At 66.3% G+C, this 18,414-nt stretch carries 14 protein-coding genes; 6 read left to right on the top strand and 8 right to left on the bottom strand.

Going from position 1 to position 18,414, the window contains the following annotated elements:
• Positions 1 to 14 precede the first annotated feature (14 nt).
• Together ACRYLO_RS04445 and ACRYLO_RS04440 are read right to left on the bottom strand one after the other, a co-directional pair.
• The gene (locus ACRYLO_RS04445; protein ID WP_482659056.1) at positions 15 to 1,805 is read right to left on the bottom strand and encodes an IlvD/Edd family dehydratase; all 1,791 of its coding nucleotides are present in this window, start codon (positions 1,803 to 1,805) and stop codon (positions 15 to 17) included.
• A gap of 8 nt (positions 1,806 to 1,813) precedes the next feature.
• Positions 1,814 to 2,929 (bottom strand): aldose epimerase family protein, encoded by a 1,116-nt coding sequence (locus tag ACRYLO_RS04440; protein ID WP_482661671.1) that lies wholly within the window; start codon positions 2,927 to 2,929, stop codon positions 1,814 to 1,816.
• Positions 2,930 to 3,039: 110 nt separating this feature from the next.
• Between ACRYLO_RS04440 and ACRYLO_RS04435 the strand changes: the two genes are divergently transcribed.
• Genes ACRYLO_RS04435 through ACRYLO_RS04425 form a run of 3 tightly spaced genes read left to right on the top strand, consistent with a single transcriptional unit; the run spans position 3,040 to position 6,265 of the window.
• A complete protein-coding gene (locus ACRYLO_RS04435; protein WP_482659055.1) occupies positions 3,040 to 4,359 on the top strand; it encodes a sugar MFS transporter in 1,320 nt (439 codons plus the stop codon).
• Complete coding sequence (locus tag ACRYLO_RS04430; protein WP_482659054.1) at positions 4,356 to 5,330, top strand: glycoside hydrolase family 43 protein; 975 nt, start codon at positions 4,356 to 4,358, stop codon at positions 5,328 to 5,330. Before ACRYLO_RS04435 ends, ACRYLO_RS04430 begins: the two co-directional genes overlap by 4 nt.
• 17 nt (positions 5,331 to 5,347) lie before the next feature.
• The gene (locus tag ACRYLO_RS04425) at positions 5,348 to 6,265 is read left to right on the top strand and encodes an alpha/beta hydrolase (RefSeq protein ID WP_482659053.1); all 918 of its coding nucleotides are present in this window, start codon (positions 5,348 to 5,350) and stop codon (positions 6,263 to 6,265) included.
• A 1-nt stretch (position 6,266) separates the two neighbouring features.
• Here ACRYLO_RS04425 and ACRYLO_RS04420 read toward each other — a convergent pair whose 3' ends face one another.
• Together ACRYLO_RS04420 and ACRYLO_RS04415 are read right to left on the bottom strand one after the other, a co-directional pair.
• The gene (locus ACRYLO_RS04420; RefSeq protein ID WP_482659052.1) at positions 6,267 to 8,786 is read right to left on the bottom strand and encodes an ABC transporter permease; all 2,520 of its coding nucleotides are present in this window, start codon (positions 8,784 to 8,786) and stop codon (positions 6,267 to 6,269) included.
• Positions 8,783 to 9,481, bottom strand: a complete 699-nt coding sequence (locus tag ACRYLO_RS04415) for an ABC transporter ATP-binding protein (RefSeq protein WP_482659051.1) — start codon at positions 9,479 to 9,481, stop codon at positions 8,783 to 8,785. The genes ACRYLO_RS04420 and ACRYLO_RS04415 overlap by 4 nt, the downstream gene beginning before the upstream one ends.
• 17 nt (positions 9,482 to 9,498) lie before the next feature.
• Here ACRYLO_RS04415 and ACRYLO_RS04410 point away from each other — a divergent pair, with 17 nt between their 5' ends.
• Complete coding sequence (locus ACRYLO_RS04410) at positions 9,499 to 10,218, top strand: arylesterase (RefSeq protein WP_482659050.1); 720 nt, start codon at positions 9,499 to 9,501, stop codon at positions 10,216 to 10,218.
• A gap of 153 nt (positions 10,219 to 10,371) precedes the next feature.
• Positions 10,372 to 11,715, top strand: coding sequence for a neutral/alkaline non-lysosomal ceramidase N-terminal domain-containing protein (locus tag ACRYLO_RS04405; protein WP_482659049.1), 1,344 nt, complete (start codon positions 10,372 to 10,374; stop codon positions 11,713 to 11,715).
• Positions 11,716 to 11,733: 18 nt separating this feature from the next.
• Here ACRYLO_RS04405 and ACRYLO_RS04400 read toward each other — a convergent pair whose 3' ends face one another.
• Positions 11,734 to 12,618 (bottom strand): ROK family protein, encoded by an 885-nt coding sequence (locus ACRYLO_RS04400; RefSeq protein WP_482659048.1) that lies wholly within the window; start codon positions 12,616 to 12,618, stop codon positions 11,734 to 11,736.
• Positions 12,615 to 13,781 (bottom strand): glycoside hydrolase family 68 protein, encoded by a 1,167-nt coding sequence (locus ACRYLO_RS04395; protein ID WP_482659047.1) that lies wholly within the window; start codon positions 13,779 to 13,781, stop codon positions 12,615 to 12,617. The genes ACRYLO_RS04400 and ACRYLO_RS04395 overlap by 4 nt, the downstream gene beginning before the upstream one ends.
• A gap of 212 nt (positions 13,782 to 13,993) precedes the next feature.
• Here ACRYLO_RS04395 and ACRYLO_RS04390 point away from each other — a divergent pair, with 212 nt between their 5' ends.
• Positions 13,994 to 14,974, top strand: coding sequence for an alpha/beta hydrolase (locus ACRYLO_RS04390; protein WP_482659046.1), 981 nt, complete (start codon positions 13,994 to 13,996; stop codon positions 14,972 to 14,974).
• Here the strand turns inward: ACRYLO_RS04390 and ACRYLO_RS04385 are convergent.
• Together ACRYLO_RS04385 and ACRYLO_RS04380 are read right to left on the bottom strand one after the other, a co-directional pair.
• A complete protein-coding gene (locus ACRYLO_RS04385; RefSeq protein WP_482659045.1) occupies positions 14,971 to 16,200 on the bottom strand; it encodes an MFS transporter in 1,230 nt (409 codons plus the stop codon). The two genes, ACRYLO_RS04390 and ACRYLO_RS04385, sit on opposite strands and share 4 nt — an antisense overlap.
• Before the next feature lie 89 nt (positions 16,201 to 16,289).
• Positions 16,290 to 18,401, bottom strand: a complete 2,112-nt coding sequence (locus tag ACRYLO_RS04380; RefSeq protein ID WP_482659044.1) for a TonB-dependent receptor — start codon at positions 18,399 to 18,401, stop codon at positions 16,290 to 16,292.
• Between the last annotated feature and the right edge of the window lie 13 nt (positions 18,402 to 18,414).

Here is an 18,414-nt window from a genome sequence, read left to right as displayed (position 1 = left end):
TCCGCTGCGTGCGGTCAGTGATTGTCGCGCGGCAGGCCGCTGGTCTGGGCAATGCGCTGATAGGCTTCGCTGCCCTCCAGGATCGCCCCGCCCTCCATCTGGCCGACCAGATTGCGCTGGATTTCCTGCCACGGGGTCTGCGATGCCGGATAGGGATAGCCCCCCGCCGCCTCGAGCGCGCGGCGGCGCTCGGCCAGCTCGGCATCGGGGACCAGCATGTTGGCGGTCCCGGCGCGCAGGTCCACGCGCACCCGGTCGCCGTTGCGCAGCAGCGCAAGGCCACCCAGCGCCGCTGCCTCGGGCGAAGCATTGAGGATCGACGGACTGCCGCTCGTCCCCGATTGCCGCCCATCGCCCAGGCACGGCAGGGCGCGGATGCCGCTGGTGATCAGGTAATCGGGCGGCCGCATGTTCACGACCTCCGCCGCGCCGGGATAGCCGATCGGCCCCGCCCCGCGCATGATCAGCAGCGTCTCCAGCGTGATGCCAAGGGCAGGATCGTCGATCCGCGTGTGATAATCCTCCGGCCCGTCGAACACGACCACCGGCCCCTCGAACGCATCGGGATCGTCGGGGTTGGAGAGGTAGCGGGCGCGGAAATCGTCGGAGATCACGCTGGTCTTCATGATCGCGGAGTCGAACAGGTTCCCGCGCAGCACCAGGAAGCCTGCATCGCGCAGGATCGGGTCCTCGAACGGACGGATCACCCGCTCATCCTCGATCGTGGCGGCGCGGCAATTGTCGCCGATCGTCCGGCCATTGGCGGTCAGTGCGTCCTCATGGATCAGCCCGTGGCGCATCAGCTGAGCGACGACCGCCGGGACGCCGCCCGCGCGGTAATAGTCCTCGCCCAGATACTCGCCTGCCGGCTGCAGGTTGACCAGCAACGGGACGTCGCGCCCCATCGCCTGCCAATCGTCGATCGGCAGCTCGACCCCGATATGGCGCGCGATCGCGGCGAGGTGGATCGGCGCGTTGGTCGATCCGCCAATCGCGGTGTTGACCCGGATCGCATTGTGGAATGCCTCCCGCGTCAGCAGGTCGGATGGCTTCATATCCTCCCGCACCATCTCGACGATGCGCAGGCCGGTGCGATAGGCGACCTCCTGCCGGTCGCGGTACGGCGCGGGGATCGCGGCCGATCCGGGCAGCGACATGCCCAGCGCCTCGGCGAGCGAGTTCATCGTCGTCGCCGTGCCCATCGTGTTGCAATAGCCGGTCGAAGGCGCGGAGGAGGCGACGAGGCGGATGAACGCGTCCGCGTCGATTTCCCCTGCCGCCATCATCTCGCGCGCCTTCCACACGATCGTGCCCGACCCGGTGCGCTCGCCCTTGTGCCAGCCATTGAGCATCGGCCCGACCGACAGCGCGATCGCCGGGATGTTCACCGTCGCCGCCGCCATCAGGCAGGCGGGCGTCGTCTTGTCGCAGCCGATCGTCAGCACCACCCCGTCGAGCGGGTAACCGTACAGCACCTCCACCAGCGCGAGATAGGCAAGGTTGCGGTCGAGCCCCGCAGTCGGGCGCTTGCCGGTTTCCTGGATCGGATGGACCGGAAATTCGATCGCGATCCCGCCCGCCTCGCGGATCCCCTCGCGCACCCGCTCCGCCAGCACCAGATGATGGCGGTTGCACGGGCTGAGGTCCGATCCGGTCTGCGCGATGCCGATGATCGGCTTGCCCGAACGCAGCTCGTCAAGGCTGAGGCCGAAGTTGAGGTAACGCTCCAGATAGAGCGCGGTCATGTCGATATTGTCGGGGTTATCGAACCAGGCGCGCGAGCGCAGCGGTGTGTCGGTGGTCATCGGGAAACTCAGCGGGTGGACAGGCGGTAGATCATGACGTGGCGATAGGGCTTGCCCGGATCGACGCGCGCGGAGGCGAAGGCGGGCTTGTTGGGCGCATCGGGGAATTTTTGCGGCTCCAGCGCGATCCCGTCGCCCATGCGATAGATGCGCCCGCTGCGCCCCGCCGCTGTGCCGTCGAGGAAGTTGCCGCTGTAGAATTGGAGGCCGGGCTCGGTGCTCAGCACCTCCAGCACCCGGCCCGATACCGGGTCTTCCAGCCGAGCGGCGAGCTGCGGCGTCGCGGTCTGGCCCTTGTCGAGCGCCCAATTGTGGTCATAGCCGCGCCCCGCGACGATCTGCGGGTCGCGTCCGTCGCGCAGCCCTTCGGCGATCAGCCGGGGCTGGCGGAAATCGAACACCCCGCCCTCGACCGGCTTCAACTCGCCGGTGGGGATCAGCGCCGCATCGACCGGGGTGTAGGTGCGCGCGGGAATCGTCAGCAGCTGGCGCGACGTCCCTTCCGCCGCGCCGTCGCCGGCCATGTTGAACAGCGCGTGGTTGGTCATATTGACGATCGTCGGCTTGTCGGTCGCCGCATCGAACTGGATCGTCAGGTCGCCTGCATTGTCGAGCGTGTAGGTGACCGTGACCTCCAGCTTGCCCGGATAGCCCTGATCGCCATCGGGGCTGGTCAGCGCCATCACCACGCGTGCGGTCGGTCCGCTCGACACCGACAAAATCCGCCAGTTGCGCTTGTCGAAGCCCTGCACGCCGCCGTGCAGCGAATTGGCCTTGTCGTTCTGGGTCAGCTGATAGGCGCGGCCATCCAGCGAGAAGCGTCCGCCGCCGATGCGGTTGGCGAAGCGGCCGACCGTGACGCCGAAATAGGCCGGCTTTGCCTCATATTCGGCGACGCTGTCATAGCCGAGCGTGACTTCAGCAGGCTTCCCCGCGCGGTCGGGCGCGACCAGCGATTGCAGCGTCGCGCCATAGGTGAGGATCCGCGCCGAAACGCCGCGGTCGTTCTTCAGCGTCACCGCCTCGACCAGCGTGCCGTCGGCCAGCTTCCCCGCTTCGCTGCGCACCGCATCCGCCGCAAGCGCAGGGCTTGCCGACGCGCACAGCAACGCCGGGATCATCATCGCCTTCATCATCCCACTCCCCGTTCGCCGCCGCAGGATTGACGGTCGCAGCGCTTGCTTATACTCCGACAAAATAACGGGCAAGCAAATTGCCGGGCGTGGAGGGGATGATGGCAGTTTCACCAGTCGGCGGGACGATTCCGATCAGCGAGGGCGCCGCGACGCGCAGCTACCGCCCGGCGCTGACCCTGCTCGCCAGCCTGTTCTTCATGTGGGGGTTCATCACCGTCATCAACGGCACGCTGCTGCCGCATCTGCGCAGCGTGTTCGACCTCAACTATACCGAAACCACGCTGATCGAGAGCGTGTGGTTCATCGCCTATTTCATCGCCTCGATCCCTTCGGCGAAGCTGATCGAGCGGATCGGCTATCAGAAGTCGCTGGTCACCGGGCTGCTGATCATGGCGGCGGGATCGCTGGGCATGATGCTGGCAGCGAGCATCCCGTCATATGGCGTCACGCTGACCATGTTGTTCGTGATCGCCAGCGGGATCACGCTGCTGCAGGTGGCGGCGAACCCCTATGTCGCGGTGATCGGCCCGGCCGAAACGTCGTCCGCACGGCTCAATCTGGTGCAGGCGTTCAACTCGCTCGGCACCGTGCTCGCGCCATTGTTCGGCGCCTATCTGATCCTTGGCCGCTCGGTCGGAGGCACCGCCGAGCAGGGCCGGGTGCTGACGCAGGCGGAGCGGCTGGCGGATGCGCAGTCGGTGATCCTGCCCTATGGGCTGGTGGCGCTGGTGCTGGTGATCCTGGCGGTCATCATCGGCCGCTTCCCGCTGCCCGCAATGGGCAAGGCGACGGCGCGGATCAGCGATGGCGTAGCCAAGACCGGCACCGCCTGGACCCGCTTCGTGACGCACCCGATGTGGCGGCACCGCAACCTCGTCTGGGGCGTGCCGGCGATCTTCATCTACCTGATCGCAGAGATCGGCGTCGCCAATCTGTTCGTGAACTTCGTCGCACAGCCGGAGATTGCCAACCTGACGACCGAACAGGCGGGGCGGTATCTCACCTTGATGTGGCTGGGCATGATGGTCGGGCGGTTTGCAGGCGCCATCGCGATGCGCTGGATCCGGGCGGAGACGCTGCTCGCCTGCTTCAGCGTCGGCGCGTTCATCGTCATGCTGGTGACCGTGTTCGCCGATGGTCCGGTGGCGATGTGGTCGCTGATCCTGGTCGGCCTGTTCCATTCGATCATGTTCCCGACGATCTTCACGCTCGGGATCAAGGGGCTGGGCCGCTATACCGAGGAGGCGTCGGGGCTGCTGATCATGGCGATTGCCGGCGGCGCCCTGGTCGCGGTCCAGGGCTGGCTGGCCGACAGTTTCGGGTTGCAAATGTCGTTCCTGCTGACCGCAGCGTGTGAGCTTTACGTGCTCTGGTACGCGCTGTGGGGATCGAAGCCGGTGGAGGAAACCGCCGCATGATCCGCGCCACGATCCTTGCCGCCGCGCTGGCGCTGACTCAGACGACGCCGGTGCCTGGGTCGAACCCGATCATCCGCGACAAGTTCACCGCCGACCCTGCGCCTTTGGTCGTCGGCGACCGGCTCTTCCTTTATGTCGGGCATGATCAGGCGCGTGGCGACGAGATGTTCAATATGCGCGAATGGCTGGTCTATTCGACCACCGACATGCGCACCTGGACCGATCATGGTCCGATCATGAACGTCGCCGACTTCAAATGGGCGAAGAAGGATGCCTGGGCAGCGCAGGCGATCGCGAAGAACGGCAGATTCTGGTTCTACGCTGCGGTCGAGCATGACGACAGCAATCCGGGCAAGGCGATTGCCGTGGCTGTGTCGGACAAGCCCACCGGACCGTTCGTCGATGCCAGGGGCAGCGCGCTCATCACCAACCAGATGACGCCCAAGGGCACGCACAGCTGGGAGGATATCGACCCCACGGTGTTCACCGACGATGATGGCACGACCTGGATCGCCTGGGGCAATCGTCAGGCCTATATCGCGAAGCTCAAGCCCAACATGATCGAGATCGATGGCGAGATCACCGAGATCACTCCGCCACATTTCGAGGAAGGGCCATGGCTGCACAAGCGGGGCAAGCTCTATTACCTCACCTATGCCTCGCTCGACCGCAAGACGCACACCGACGAGCGCGTGTCATACTCCACCGCGCCGTCGATCACGGGTCCGTGGACCTATCGCGGCGAGTTGACCGGATCGGGCAAGAACAGCTTCACCATCCACCCCGGCATCGCGCAGTTCAAGGGCAGCTGGTATCTGTTCCTGCACAATGCCGCGCTCACCATCGGTGATCAGCAAGGCGCGCTCGGCCGCCGCGCGGTGACGGTCGAGCATCTGCGCTACGACGCCAATGGCCTGATGCTGCCCGTCACCCAGACCGATGCGGGCGTGACCGCCCCGCCACCCCGCTGACATTCAGGAGAACCGCCATGCTGTTCCGCGCATCCGCCCTTGCCGCCGCATTGCTCTGCGCAACCGTTGTACCCGCGCAGGCGCAGAATGACCGGATGACGCCGATCGCCGTCCCGGCCCAGCCGAACGCGATCCCGCTCGGCACCGGGCCGCTCCCCGGCGCGGCCAATCCCGAAAGCTGGCACAGCCAATATGGCAGCGTTTTCGCGCGCAACGTGACGCAGGCGACGCTCACCCCCTTCCTGCCCGATCCTGCCAAGGCGACCGGATCGGCGGTGATCGTCGCGCCCGGCGGCGGCTTTCGCACCCTGTCGATGGAGAATGAGGGCTGGGCCGTGGCGCGTGCGCTCGCCGATCGCGGGGTCGCCGCGTTTGTCCTCAAATACCGCCTCAACCAGACCCCGGCGGACATGGCGGGGTTCGAGGCGTCGATGCGCCAGATGTTCTCCGGCGCCGCCCGCCCCGCCCGCCCCTCCCCCGACGCGCAGCTCGCCGGCCTGACGCCACAGATCACCGACGCGCGCGCCGCCTTCGCGCTGGTGCGCAAGCGGGCCAGCGAGTGGAAGGTCGATCCCGACCGGATCGGGATGGTCGGCTTTTCGGCTGGCGCGATGTTGACGATGGCAACCACTGTAGCGGGCGTCGATGCCAAGCCCGCCTTTATCGGCAACATCTACGGCCCCCTGTCGGCCATGACGATCCCCGCCGACGCGCCGCCGTTGTTCGTCGCGCTGGCGGCGGACGATCCGTTGTTCGGCAATATCGACTATGGGCTGGTCAATGCCTGGCGCACCGCCAAGCGCCCGGTCGAGTTCCACCTGTACGAACAGGGCGGGCACGGCTTCGGAATGTACCCAAAGGAGACGACCAGCACCGGCTGGTTCAACGCCTTTGTCAGCTGGATGACGATGCACGGCTATCTCAAGCGGAAGTAACTTACAGCCTGCGCAGCGCCTGAGCGGGCCGGACCGACAGCACCGGCAGCGATCCCAGCAACCCGATGCCGAGCGTGAGCAACGCACCCAGCCCCAGGGTCGCGCCGACGATGCTCCAATCGGGTGCCCAGCCGAACTCGAACACGCCGGTGATGACATACCACGCCGCCAGCCCGCCTAGCCCCAGCGCCAGTGCCGCGAGGGTCAGCGCGAGCAGGGCATATTCGAGCGCCTGTGCCGCGAGGATCTGACGCCGGGTCGCGCCCAATGTCTTGAGGATCACGCTGTCATAACTGCGCGCCTGTCGCGACGCGGCGATGGCACCCACCAGCACCGCGATACCGGCGAGGATCGTCACCGATGCCGAGAGCAGGATCGCGGTTGCCATCTGGTCGAGGATGGTGCGCACCTGTCCCACCACTTCACTCACCGCGATGATCGAGGCCGAGGGGAAAGCGCCGAGCAGCGCGCGCGACACCTTGCCCTCATTCTTCGGCTCCATGTCGATCGTCGCGGTCAGGCTGTGCGGCGCGGCGGCAAGCGTGTTGGGCGAGAAGACGAGGATATAGTTGAACCCCATCGTGTCCCAATTGACCTGCCGCAACGACGCGACCCGTGCCTCGATCTCGCGACCGAGGATGCTGACGGTCATGGTGTCGCCCACCCCGACGTTCAGGAGTGTGGCCGCCTCCCGATCGAGCGAGACGAGCGGCGGGCCGGCATAGTCCTTGGGCCACCATTGCCCGGCGACCAGATCGCTGCCCTCCGGCAACACGTCGGAATAGGTCACGCCGCGCTCGCCGCGCAGGAACCAGGCGCCCTCAGGCAGGGTCTTGAGGTCGGCAACGCGGGTGTTGCCATAGGCGGTGATCGTGCCGCGCAGTGAGGGCACGATGTTGAGTTTCGCCTCGGGCGCCTCGCGCTTCACCAATGCGGAAAAGGCATCGCGGGATTCGGACGGGATATCGAGGACGAACTGGCTCGGCGCACGCTGCGGCACGGCGCGTTCGATCTCGGCATCGAGGCTTGTCTGGATCGCGGCGAGCGTGACGAACAGGGTCAGTGCAAGGCCAAGCGCGATGACCAGCGCCACCGTCTGTGCGCCGGGACGATGCAGGTTGGACAGCGCGAGGCGCAGCAGCGGGCGGCGCGGGCGCGGCAACTTGGCGGATACGCGCCGGATCAGCGCGCCGATGCCGAGCAGGATCAGCAGCACCAGCGCGACTGCGCCGAGCACCGCGGCGGCGAAGATCGGCTCGCGCGCGGTGACCAGTGCCAGCGTCACCACCAGCGTTCCTGCGAGCGCAACCAGCGCGACGCTGCGCCGGTCGATGCGCGTCCCCTCCTCCACGCCGCTACGCAGCTGCGCGGCGGCGGGATGGGTGCGGGCACGGGCGAGTGGCGGCATGGCAAAGGCGAAAGCGATCAGCAGACCATAGGCGGCGCTGGTGACCAGCGGCAGCGGATAGACCGCGAAGCCCGGCGCGACCGGCAACAGATCGCCGGCCAGTGCGACGAACGCGATCGGCAGCACCGCGCCGACCACCAGCCCCGCCGCCACCGCCAGTGCCGAGGCTGCGGCGATCTGGAGCAAATAGATGCGGCTGATATCCGCCGAGGTCGCGCCAAGGATCTTGAACGTCGCGATCCCGCCGCGCTTCTGTCCGAGATAGGAGGCGACGCCATTGCTCACCCCGATCCCGGCGATGACCAGAGCGGCCAGGCCGATCAGCGACAGAAACTGCCCCATCCGCTCGAAGAAGCGGACGGCACCGGGGGCGGCGCGGTCGCGCGTCTTGTATTCAAACCCGGCGGTGGCGAAACGCTGCTTGAGCCCGTCGACCGCCTCCTCCGGCGTCACGCCGGGATCCAGGCGGACGCGGTATTTGGTTTCGTACAGCGCACCCGGCTGAAGCAGCCCGGTACGCTTCATCCCGTCGAGCGAGACGATGGCGACCGGGCCGAGCGTAAACCCCTCCCCCACCCGATCGGGCTCATCGGCGATCAGCCCGGCGATGCGGAACTCGGCATCGCCATAGCGCACCCGGTCGCCGGTCTTGAGCAACAGCCGTTCGGAGAGCGACTTGCCGATCAGCACCGCATCGGGCGCGAGTGGCGCGTAGCGGCCCTGCTCGAGCGTCAGGCTGCCATAGAGCGGATAGCGGGCATCGACGCCCTTGAGTTCGGTCAGCACCGCATCGGGCGCGCCCGTGATCGGCGTTGCACGCCGCGCCATTGCACGGGTACGGATCGTATCGCTGACGGTCCCCAGCCCGGTGAACGCCGCACGCTCCTGCGCCGATGCCTGGCGCTGGGTCATCCCCACCTCGACATCGCCGCCGAGCAGCACCTGCCCCCGCGCCGAAATCTCGCCGGTGATCGACGCGGTCAGGCTGCCGATCGTCGCCAGCGTCGCGACACCCAGGAACAGGCAGACGAGCAACAGCCGCAGCCCGCGAAACCCGGCATGCAGGTCGCGTCGCGCAATGCGCCACGCCTTGCGCCAGCCCAAGGCGCTCACGGGGCGCTGTCCGCAACGATATGCCCGTCGCGCATCGTCAGCACGCGGTCACAACGGCTGGCGAGCGCCGGGTCATGGGTGATGATCAGCAGCGTCGCCCCCGCCGCGCGCTGGCGCTCGAACAACAGGTCGATGATCACGCCGCTGGTGGCGCCGTCGAGATTACCCGTCGGTTCGTCGGCAAAGATGATCTCGGGCCGTCCCGCCACCGCGCGCGCGATCGCCACGCGCTGCTGCTCGCCGCCCGACAGCTGCACCGGATAGTGCGTCAGGCGATGGCCGAGGCCGACCGCCTCGAGCTCCGCGGCCGCACGGGCAAAGGCATCGTCCGCGCCCGCCAACTCCAGTGGCACCGCGACATTCTCCAGCGCCGTCATCGTGGGAAGCAGGTGGAATGCCTGCAGCACGATGCCCACCCGTCCGCGCCGGGCACGCGCCAGCCCATCTTCGTCCAGCGTGTCATAGGCGATGCCAGCAACGCTCACGTTACCACCGCTCGCCTGCTCCAGCCCCGACAGGATCGCCATCAACGACGACTTGCCCGACCCCGACGGGCCGAGGATCGCGACGCTGCTGCCGCGCGCGATATCGACATCGATTCCCTTTAAAATCTCGGTCGGCGCTTCGCGCGTTCCAAGCGTCAGGGTGACATTGCGCGCGCGGATTGCGATATCCGCCACTGGTTCGATCGACATGTGTGGAGAAGACGTCCTTGACCAATAAGCTGGCCTCATATGCGGGCGCGGTGCTGCTCCTCCAAGGGCTGAGCGCCTGTTCGGGCGAAAATGATTCGGCGAACCAGTCGCTGACAACCCCGCCGACCCCGGCTGCGGTCGCGAGGGCCGGCGCGGAGAAAGCCGATACGCGCCTTGTCGTGGCGTTCGGGGATAGCCTTTATGCCGGCTATGGCGTGTTGCCGCAGGAGAGTTTTCCGGCCCAGCTCGAAAAGGCGCTCGCCGCACGCGGGATCGCCGCGAGCGTCCGCAACGCCGGGGTTTCGGGCGATACCAGCTCGGCGGGTTTGCGTCGGCTTGCCTTCACGCTCGACGGGCTGGATCGCAAGCCGGACCTGGTCATGGTCAATCTGGGCGGCAACGACATGCTGCGCGGTATCGACCCGGCGGAGACGCGCGCGAACCTGACCGCGATCTGCGAGGAGCTGAAAAAGCGCAGCATCCCGATCATGCTGACCGGCATGATCGCCGCGCCGAACATGGGCCGCGACTATGCCGACGCGTTCAACGCGATCTATGGCGATCTGGCGAAGCGCTATGACGCGGTGCTCTACCCGTTCTTTCTGGATCAGGTGGTGACCGATCCTTCACTGATGCTGGAGGACCGTATCCATCCCAATCCGCAGGGGCTGGAGAAGATCGTTGGGCGGGTCGCGCCGCTGGTGGCAGATGCCTTGAAGCCCGGCGACGCGGGCTAGTCCCCTTTTAGGTTGCCAACCGCCGCACCGCTGCGTTACATCGACAGCAATCGATTGCATAACGCGATCGTCAGGCGGAGAGGATTATGCTGAAAGCGCATCTGCGTGCCGTTCCGCCGCCGTCTGTCCTCGGCTCCAACGGGATGTCTTGCCATGAAGATTGAGCTTCGCGCGGCCTGTGCCGCCACCCTGATGTGCGTCGCCCTCCCCGCCTCGGCCCAGGCGCTCAAGGTCGGCGCGGCCAAGGTCGACATCACCCCCAAGCCCGCCGAAATGCCCAAGAACATGCTCGGCGTGCTCGATCCGCTCAACGTCCGTGCGATCGTCGTCGATGACGGCAAGACGCGCGCCGCGATGGTGACGGTCGATGCCGGGGCGATCATGACCGAGACCTGGGCCAATGTCGCCGCGCGGGTAGAGCGCGAGCTCAAGATCCCGACCAGCCAGCTGCTGCTGACCGCCAGCCACACGCACAGCGCGCCGTGGATGCGGGGCGCGGCGTACGAGGCGCAGATTTTCGACGCGATCCGCAAGGCCGCGGCGGCGACCAAGCCCGCGCGCATGGCCTATGGCACCGGCGTTTCGTACATCAACGTCAACCGCAACATCATCGACCCCAAGAACCGCCGCTGGTGGGAGGGGCCGAATTATGAAGGCGTGTCGGACAAGACCGTCGCGGTGGTGCGGTTCGAGACGCTCGAGGGCGCGCCGATCGCGGTCTATTTCAACTATGGCGTGCATGCCGTGCTGACCGGCAATCTCGATCTGGTCAGCGCCGACCTGCCGGGCGCGGCGTCCAATTATATCGAAGAGTCGCTGGGTGGCGACGCGGTCGCGGTTTATTCCAATGGCGCGGCGGGGGATCAGAACCCGATCTATTTCAACCAGACCTATGACCTGCGCGCGATCCGCACCGCCGATTATGCCGCGCGGGGCGAGGATATCAGCAACGCGATGCCGCCCGGCGGCACCGGCATGGACCGCAAGAACCCGCGCGTCGCGATGCTGATGGAACAGCAGAAGCAGATGGTGAAATCGATGGGCCAGATGCTGGGCGAGGAAGTGCTGCACGTCAGCCGCGCCAGCCTCGAGCGGCCCGTAGCGGAGGCGCGCATTCAGGGCGCGCAGACCAGCGTTTCCTGCCCCGGCCGCAAGCGGCTGGACAAGGGGCGCGCGGGCTATGCCGGAACCTATGAGGATGCCGACCCGGTCAGCATCCGCCTGAGCCTGCTCAAGATCGGCGACACGGTGATCGGCGGGGTGGATGCCGAGGTGTTCACGACCATCGCCCAGCGCTTCAAGCGCGAATCGCCGTTCAAGCACAGCATGATGACGACGATCACCAATGGCATGGCGCCGTCGGGCTATATCCCGAACGATGCGGCGTTCGCGTACAATACGTTCGAGGTGGTGTCGTCGCGTCTGAAGCCGGGATGTGCGGAGAGCGCGATCGTGAACGGGCTGCTCGACCTGATCGAGAAGGTCGACGCGAAGTGATCAGCCAGGCCGCGTCGCTTAGCGCGACGCGGCCTGCGCCAGCGCAATCGCACCGAGCGGGCCGGCGTCGGTGCCGAGACCCGCGGGCTGAATGATCTCGCACACCGCCACGGGGGTGAGGAAGGGCAGATAGCTCTCAAGCTGCGCCACGACGATCTCACGCACCCACGGCAGGATGAAGGCGCGCGACAGCGCAACGCTGCCGCCGAACAGGATGCGGCGCGCTGACGTCGTCAGCAAAATCGCGCAGCATAATTCGGCAATATCGGCGGCGACGTGGCGCCAGATCGGGTGGTCGTCAGGCGCCGTTGCCGGGTCCATGCCAAAGCGTGCGGCGAGCGCCGGTCCCGACACCAGCCCCTCGATACAGTCGCCGTGGAAGGGGCAGTTGCCGGCAAAGGCATCCCCCGCAACGCGGCGCAGTCGAATATGGCCGATCTCGGGATGCATCGCGCCGTGCACCGGCTGTCCGCCGATCAGCAGCCCGCCGCCCAGCCCCGTGCCGATGGTGAGATAACACAGGCTGTCGCACCCCTGCGCCGCACCCCAGCGATATTCCGCCAGCGCCGCGCCGTTGACGTCGGTGTCGATCGCCATCGGGCATGCCAGCCCATCGCCCAGCATCGCCGCGACCGGCGCGCCGGTCCAGCCGGGCTTCGGAGTTGCGAGGATTTGGCCAAATTGTGGATGCGCCGGATCGAGCTGAATCGGGCCGAAGCTGGCGATGCCAAGCCCCGCCAGCGGCGCGGTGGCCGCCCAGCCATCGAGGATCGTGCGTAGCGCGCTTAGCGTCGCGATTGGCTCACCCGTGGCAATGCTGCGCCGTTCGACGATCGCGTCGCCCTGCGCCAGCACGGCAATCGCCTTGGTCCCGCCCAGTTCGATCCCCGCATAGCGGTTCATGCATTCGTCTCCAGCCCCGCCTCATCGACCTGCAACCGCAAGCGCAGCATCGGCGCGAAAGTTGCGCCGAAGCGGCGGGCATGCGCGTCGCTGCCATCGCTCCCCCAGGCGTCGATGAAGCTGGTCACCTGAAGGTCGGGCAATACCAGCCAGCTATAGGCCTGTTTCGGCGCGGCGTCAGGGTTTGCGAAGACCAGCCCGGTGCCGTTGAGCGGACGCCAGCCCCCGTCGAGACGATCGGAGACCATACCGTAGAGGCCGGTCGGGCCGGTCGGACCATCGCCGTTGAACACATGCCGCTGGGTCGACCAGAATAGGTAATAAAGACCCCTGTGCATGACTACGTGCGGCCGCTCGAGCTCGTTGTTCAGCGTATCCGCGCTGACCAGCGGCGGGCGGATGTCCCATTCCGTCAGCGTATCGTCGCGCGCGCTTGCCCATCCGACACAGCCGTTAAAGGCTGAGGCCGACTCCGCGAGCGAGGCGGCGAAGAACACATGATGCCGCCCGTCGCGCGGGTCGCGGAAATAAGCCGGGTCGCGGAATGCCTTGATCGTGCCGACCGCACCGCTGCCGGCATCGCTCGCCATGTAATGCGCGGGATCGCGAACAACGAACTCATGCAGAGCGCGCCAATCGATCAGACGATAGCCGCCCGCGTGCGTCAATGTTGCACCGGCCCGGAACAGGCGTTGCTCGAAGGTCAGCGCTGCCTCTCCGCGTTGCCCGGTGGCGGTGAAGAACAGCGTCAGCGTGCGGCGATCCGCCGCGAGCAGCGCCGATCCGGACCATTCGCGGCTGCCCGGCGCAAAACCATCGGGCATGGCCGGACCAAGCGGATGCCAGCCCGCCGCGTCGCGCAGGATCAGGTGAATGCGGGCATGGCCGTGGCGCTCATCGGGATCCTCGAACCGAGGCGCGCCCAGCGCCATCCACAATGTCTCTCCACCGGGCAGTGCAGACGGCATTCCATCCGCGTCCTGCACCGGCCACGCGTCCCAGATGTCGAGATCGGGCGCAATGCGCACGACATCGCTATCCGTGATCAGTGGAGCGCTGTCGTGGCGAAGTCGAGCCAGCGCGCGGACATGCTCTGGGGTCCATGATGCCATCGCGCCCTGTTTTGCAGCGACGATCGCAGACGAAGGGTTGATCGCACTCATTGGACGACAGGTCCGGCCAGCCCATCTGGGCAAAACGCATCAACTCGCCGGATCAAGTCCACTCTCCCTTGCTCGGGTCCAGGAAACCTCCTTGCCGTGTTCGCCAAGGTTTCGCAATCGATTGTGAATCCATCTTGCAACGTGCCGCGCGACGCGCTTCTATCGGTGCAGCCGGGAGCAGCAATGCGCTGTCCGGGACGGGAGGATGCACGGTGAAGATCGAACATTTTGGGCGGCGCGGATTTCTGGTCGGCGCCACCGGACTCGCGGCGCTGAGCGCTGGCACGCCAAGCGCGGGCGCAGCGCAATTCCCCAAGCTTCCGCCAATGCCGCGCGCCTGGATCGACGCGGAACAGATCCCGCTCTGGCCGAACGGCACGCCCGGCGGCGGTTATACCGCGCGCGCCGTCCCCGCCGACTGGCCCGACATCATGGTCCGCAACATCGACAAGCCGATGCTGCGCGTGTTTCGCCCCGAGAAGTCCAACGGCCGCGCTTTGCTGTCGATCCCCGGTGGAGCCTATACCTTTGTCTCGATCCTCAACGAGGGCGTCGATGTTGCCCGCGCGATGACGGCGCGCGGATACACCGTGTTCGTCCTCACCTACCGCCTGCCCGACGAAGGCTGGAGCGACCGCGCCGATGTGCCGCTGCAGGATGCGCAGCGCGCGATCCGCGTGATCCGTGCGAATGCCGGTCGCTACGGCTATGACCCGGCCAAGGTCGCTGCAGTCGGCTTCTCGGCCGGCGGACATCTCGGCGCGACGCTGGCAACCGGCTTTGCCGAGCAGGTCTATGCCCCACGCGATGCCACCGACGCGCTCGATGCCCGGCCGGCGGCGATGGCGCTGATCTACCCCGTCATCAGCGTCACCGCGCCGGTGACGCATGGCGAGTCCGCGATGCGGCTGCTGGGCAACGCGCCCTCCGCCGAACTGATCGCCAAACGCTCGCCCGCGCTGCATGTCACCGCGCAGACCCCGCCCATCTTCCTCGTCCATGCGCTCGACGACAAGGCGGTTCCAGCCGAGAACAGCATGATCATGCTGCGCGCGCTTCAGGCCGCGAACCGCCCGGTCGAAGTGCATTTGTTCGAAGCGGGCAATCACGGCTTCGGCGTCGGACGTCCCGACACGCCCGTCGGCCACTGGCCTGCGCTGTTTGCCGCCTGGCTCGACCGTCATCTGAACTAGATGCGATAATCGTCGGCGTCGCGCTGCGCGAGCAGCGCGGCGAACGGCGCGCGTGACTTGTTCCAGCCGCACAGCAGCGCGAGCAAGGTCGCGAACACGCCGCCGAGCAGGATCGCATAGCTGCTGTCCGCCAGCCATTCGCCGAGCGCGCCCATCGCCAGCGGCGCCAGCACCGCGCTGAGACAGGTAAAGAACAGCAGCAGCCCGGCGATCGACCCGTGCCGCCCCTTGTCATAACAGCTGATCCCGGTCGAGTTGATCGTGGGATACAGCACCGACATGAACAGCCCCGTGGCGGGCAGCGCAAAGATCGCCACCTCCCGCCCGCCGATCACTGCGACCCAGAACAACGCCGCCATCGTCGCGCTGCACACCAGGATCACGCTCGCCCAGTCGAAGCGCGACAACAGCCACACGCCCAGAAACCGCCCCGCCGCGCGCAGCACGAAGAAGATCGACACGACATAGGCCGCGAGCCACAGCCACGACCCCGAATAATCGGCGAGATAGGTCGGTGCCCAGACATAGATCGCCGCCTCTGCCCCGACATAGAGCATCAGCGCGGTGCCAAAGAAGCGCGCGGGCGGATCGCCGGCCATGCGGATCGCCTCGCTCGCGCGGACCGGTTCGGTGCGGGTGACGATCGGACGCGGAAAGCGCGCCACCGCCGACCCCAGCACCAGCAACGCGCACAGCATCGCGGCGATCAGATACACCCATTTCCAGCTCGCGCCGTTGAGCAGCATATAGGCGACGACGGCCGGCCCGATGATCGCGCCGACTCCAAAAAACCCCTCGATCAGGTTCATCGTCCGCGCATGTTCGCCGGTCGATCGCGACAGGTCGCCGATCAGCGCGAGCGCGCCCGACTTGAAGATGCCGATGCCGATGCCGGAGATGAACAACAGGCTGGTGAAGAACAGGAAATCATGCCCCGCCGCGAACAGCGCGGAGCTGACCCCGAACAGGACCAGGCCGATCAGGATCGTCGCCTTGCGCCCGATCCGGTCGGCAAGGAAGCCGAGCGCGATTGCCGAAATCCCGATCCCGGCCATCGTCGCGTACTGGAACGATCCGCCGGCTGTCAGGCCCAGCTGAAATTCGCGGATGACTTCGGGAATGACCGTGCCGACCGAATCGGTGGTCATCGCGAACATCGCGAACATCAGGAACACCAGCGCCTTGAGCAACGTCGCCGCGCCGTCGCGCCCAGCCTGATCGTTCATCCCGCTCTCCATTCAATCATCGTTGGGCCAGGGTACGGAAAGGGCGGGAAGCGCGCAGCCCCCCGCCCTTCCCGCATGTGCGATTCCGGTCAGGGCGTGACCCGGAAGCGCAGGCCAATCGTGCGCGGGGTCGGCCCCGATCCCGACAACGGGCCGTTGGTGCCGACAAAGGTCGGCCCACGCTCGTCGGTCAGGTTGTTGCCGATCAGCGCCAGCTCATAATCGCCGTACCGCACGCCCAGGGTCAGGGCCATCACGTTGTAGGACGGCGCAGTGATGCCATTGCCCTGCAACCGGTCGCCGCTGTGGCTGAGCGACAGATTGCCGAACAGGTTCACACCGCTCGCGATCTCGCCATTATAGCCCGCATCGACGCGGAAGTTGTTCGACAGGGTGTTGGTGAGCCGCGCGCCGGGCCGCAGCAACGGCTGAGCCGCTGCGACGATCGGATTGACGCGGGTATATTTGCTGTCGTTGAAATTGCCGACAAAGCCAAGGTTGAATCCCTTCAGCGGGGTATTCCAGCGCAGTTCGAGATCGACGCCCTTGGTTTTCGCGTCACCGAAATTGGCAAAGCCGTTGACGTTGGCAATCGACCCGGTGACCGAGGTCTGCAGGTTGGTATATTCGAGCTGATACAGGTTGAGCCCGATATTCACTGACCGGTCGGCGCTGCGCCATTTGACGCCGAATTCATAGTTGGTCGACGATTCCGGCTCCAGCGTCACCCCCGTGGGCACGCCCGCACCGGTCACCGACTGAACCTGCACCCGCGACTGGACGATACCCGGACGGAAGCCGGTCGCCGCCGAGATGAACATCGTCAGATCATCGGTCGGCAGATAGGACAGGTTGACCCGCCAGGTCGTCACGTCCTTCGTGGTCGGGAGCGTTTCGGTTGCGTCGGCAAAGGCACGGTCGTCATGATATTGACGCAAGCCGACGAGCGGCACCAGCTTGCCGTCGAACAGTTCGTAGCTAACTTCACCGAAGAACGCGTAATTTTCGGTCAAGGTGTCGTTGTCGGCGTTGATGACCACCCCGGGCAGGGTCAGCGCATTCTCCTGCGGCCCCGACCCATTCTGGTAAGAGGCACCGACCAGCCATTTGAACGGACCGCTGCCGTTGGAATTCAACCGCAATTCCTGTGCGAACATGCTCGGCAGGAACTGGCTGGAGAAAGAGCCGGAGGGCGAAAGCGGGATATTGATCCCGAACACGCCGTCGAGCTGGCTGGTCGCGCTAGTGATCGAGAAGGCCTCGAAATCGACCGTTGCCGTCAAGCTGTAGAGCGTGAAGTCGCCGTTCGAAAATCCGTCCTGCCCGGCCGTGTTCTGGAAATAGGGCGGGTTGACCGACGCGGTGAAGCCGGTGAAGCCCTGACGCGGGCGGAATTTCCAGTATTGCGCGCGGATGTTTACGTTGTCCGCCGGGCGGAACAGCGCGACGACGCGAATGTCGTCATTCTTCGCAACATTGACGCCGGTCTCATCGGGCGTGCCGTCGAACGCGCCATAATATGCATCGGCCCAGCCTGCATCGCGGGAGAAGCCGCCGCTGACGCGCACTGCCAGCATGTCCTTGACGATCGGCACCGAGACCGCGCCGGCCACGCCATAGTTCAGGCCATCGGCACCGCGCGTCTGCGATGCCTCCGCCTCGAACGCATAGTCGAAATCCTTGAGGTTCGGATCGCGGGTGCGGAAGATGAACACGCCGCCCGACGACCCTTGGCCATAGAGCGTACCCTGCGGCCCGCGCAGCACTTCGACCCGGTCGATGTCGAGGAAGCGCACCGGCGGGGCGATGCCGAAATTGGTGACGATGAACGGCGCGTCGTCGAGATAATAGCCGATCGGCGAGTCGCCATTCTGCGTCACGCTGCCGCGCAGATTGTAGAAGCGCGAACCGTTGGACTGGCGGAACCCTTCGAACGCCCCCGGCACGCTCGATACCAGGTCACCGATGGTGCTGATGTTGCGCTCCTTCAGCTCCTCGCCGTCGAACGCCTGGATCGCAAGCGGCACTTCCTGAAGTGCCTGCGCCCCGCCCTTTTGCGCGGTCACGACGACTTCTTCGGTGGTGGATGCGGCAGGCCGCTCGGCCTGCTGCCCCGCCGCATCGCTCTGCGCAAAGGCCGGTGCGGATGCCAGAACGCTCGCGACCGCGATCGACGCAACTGTCGTGCAAAGATGCTTCATGTTTCTCTCCCCG

This window comes from Sphingomonas sp. SDUR79 (assembly GCF_056821745.1).
This window is presented reverse-complemented; position numbering and strand designations above follow the sequence as displayed.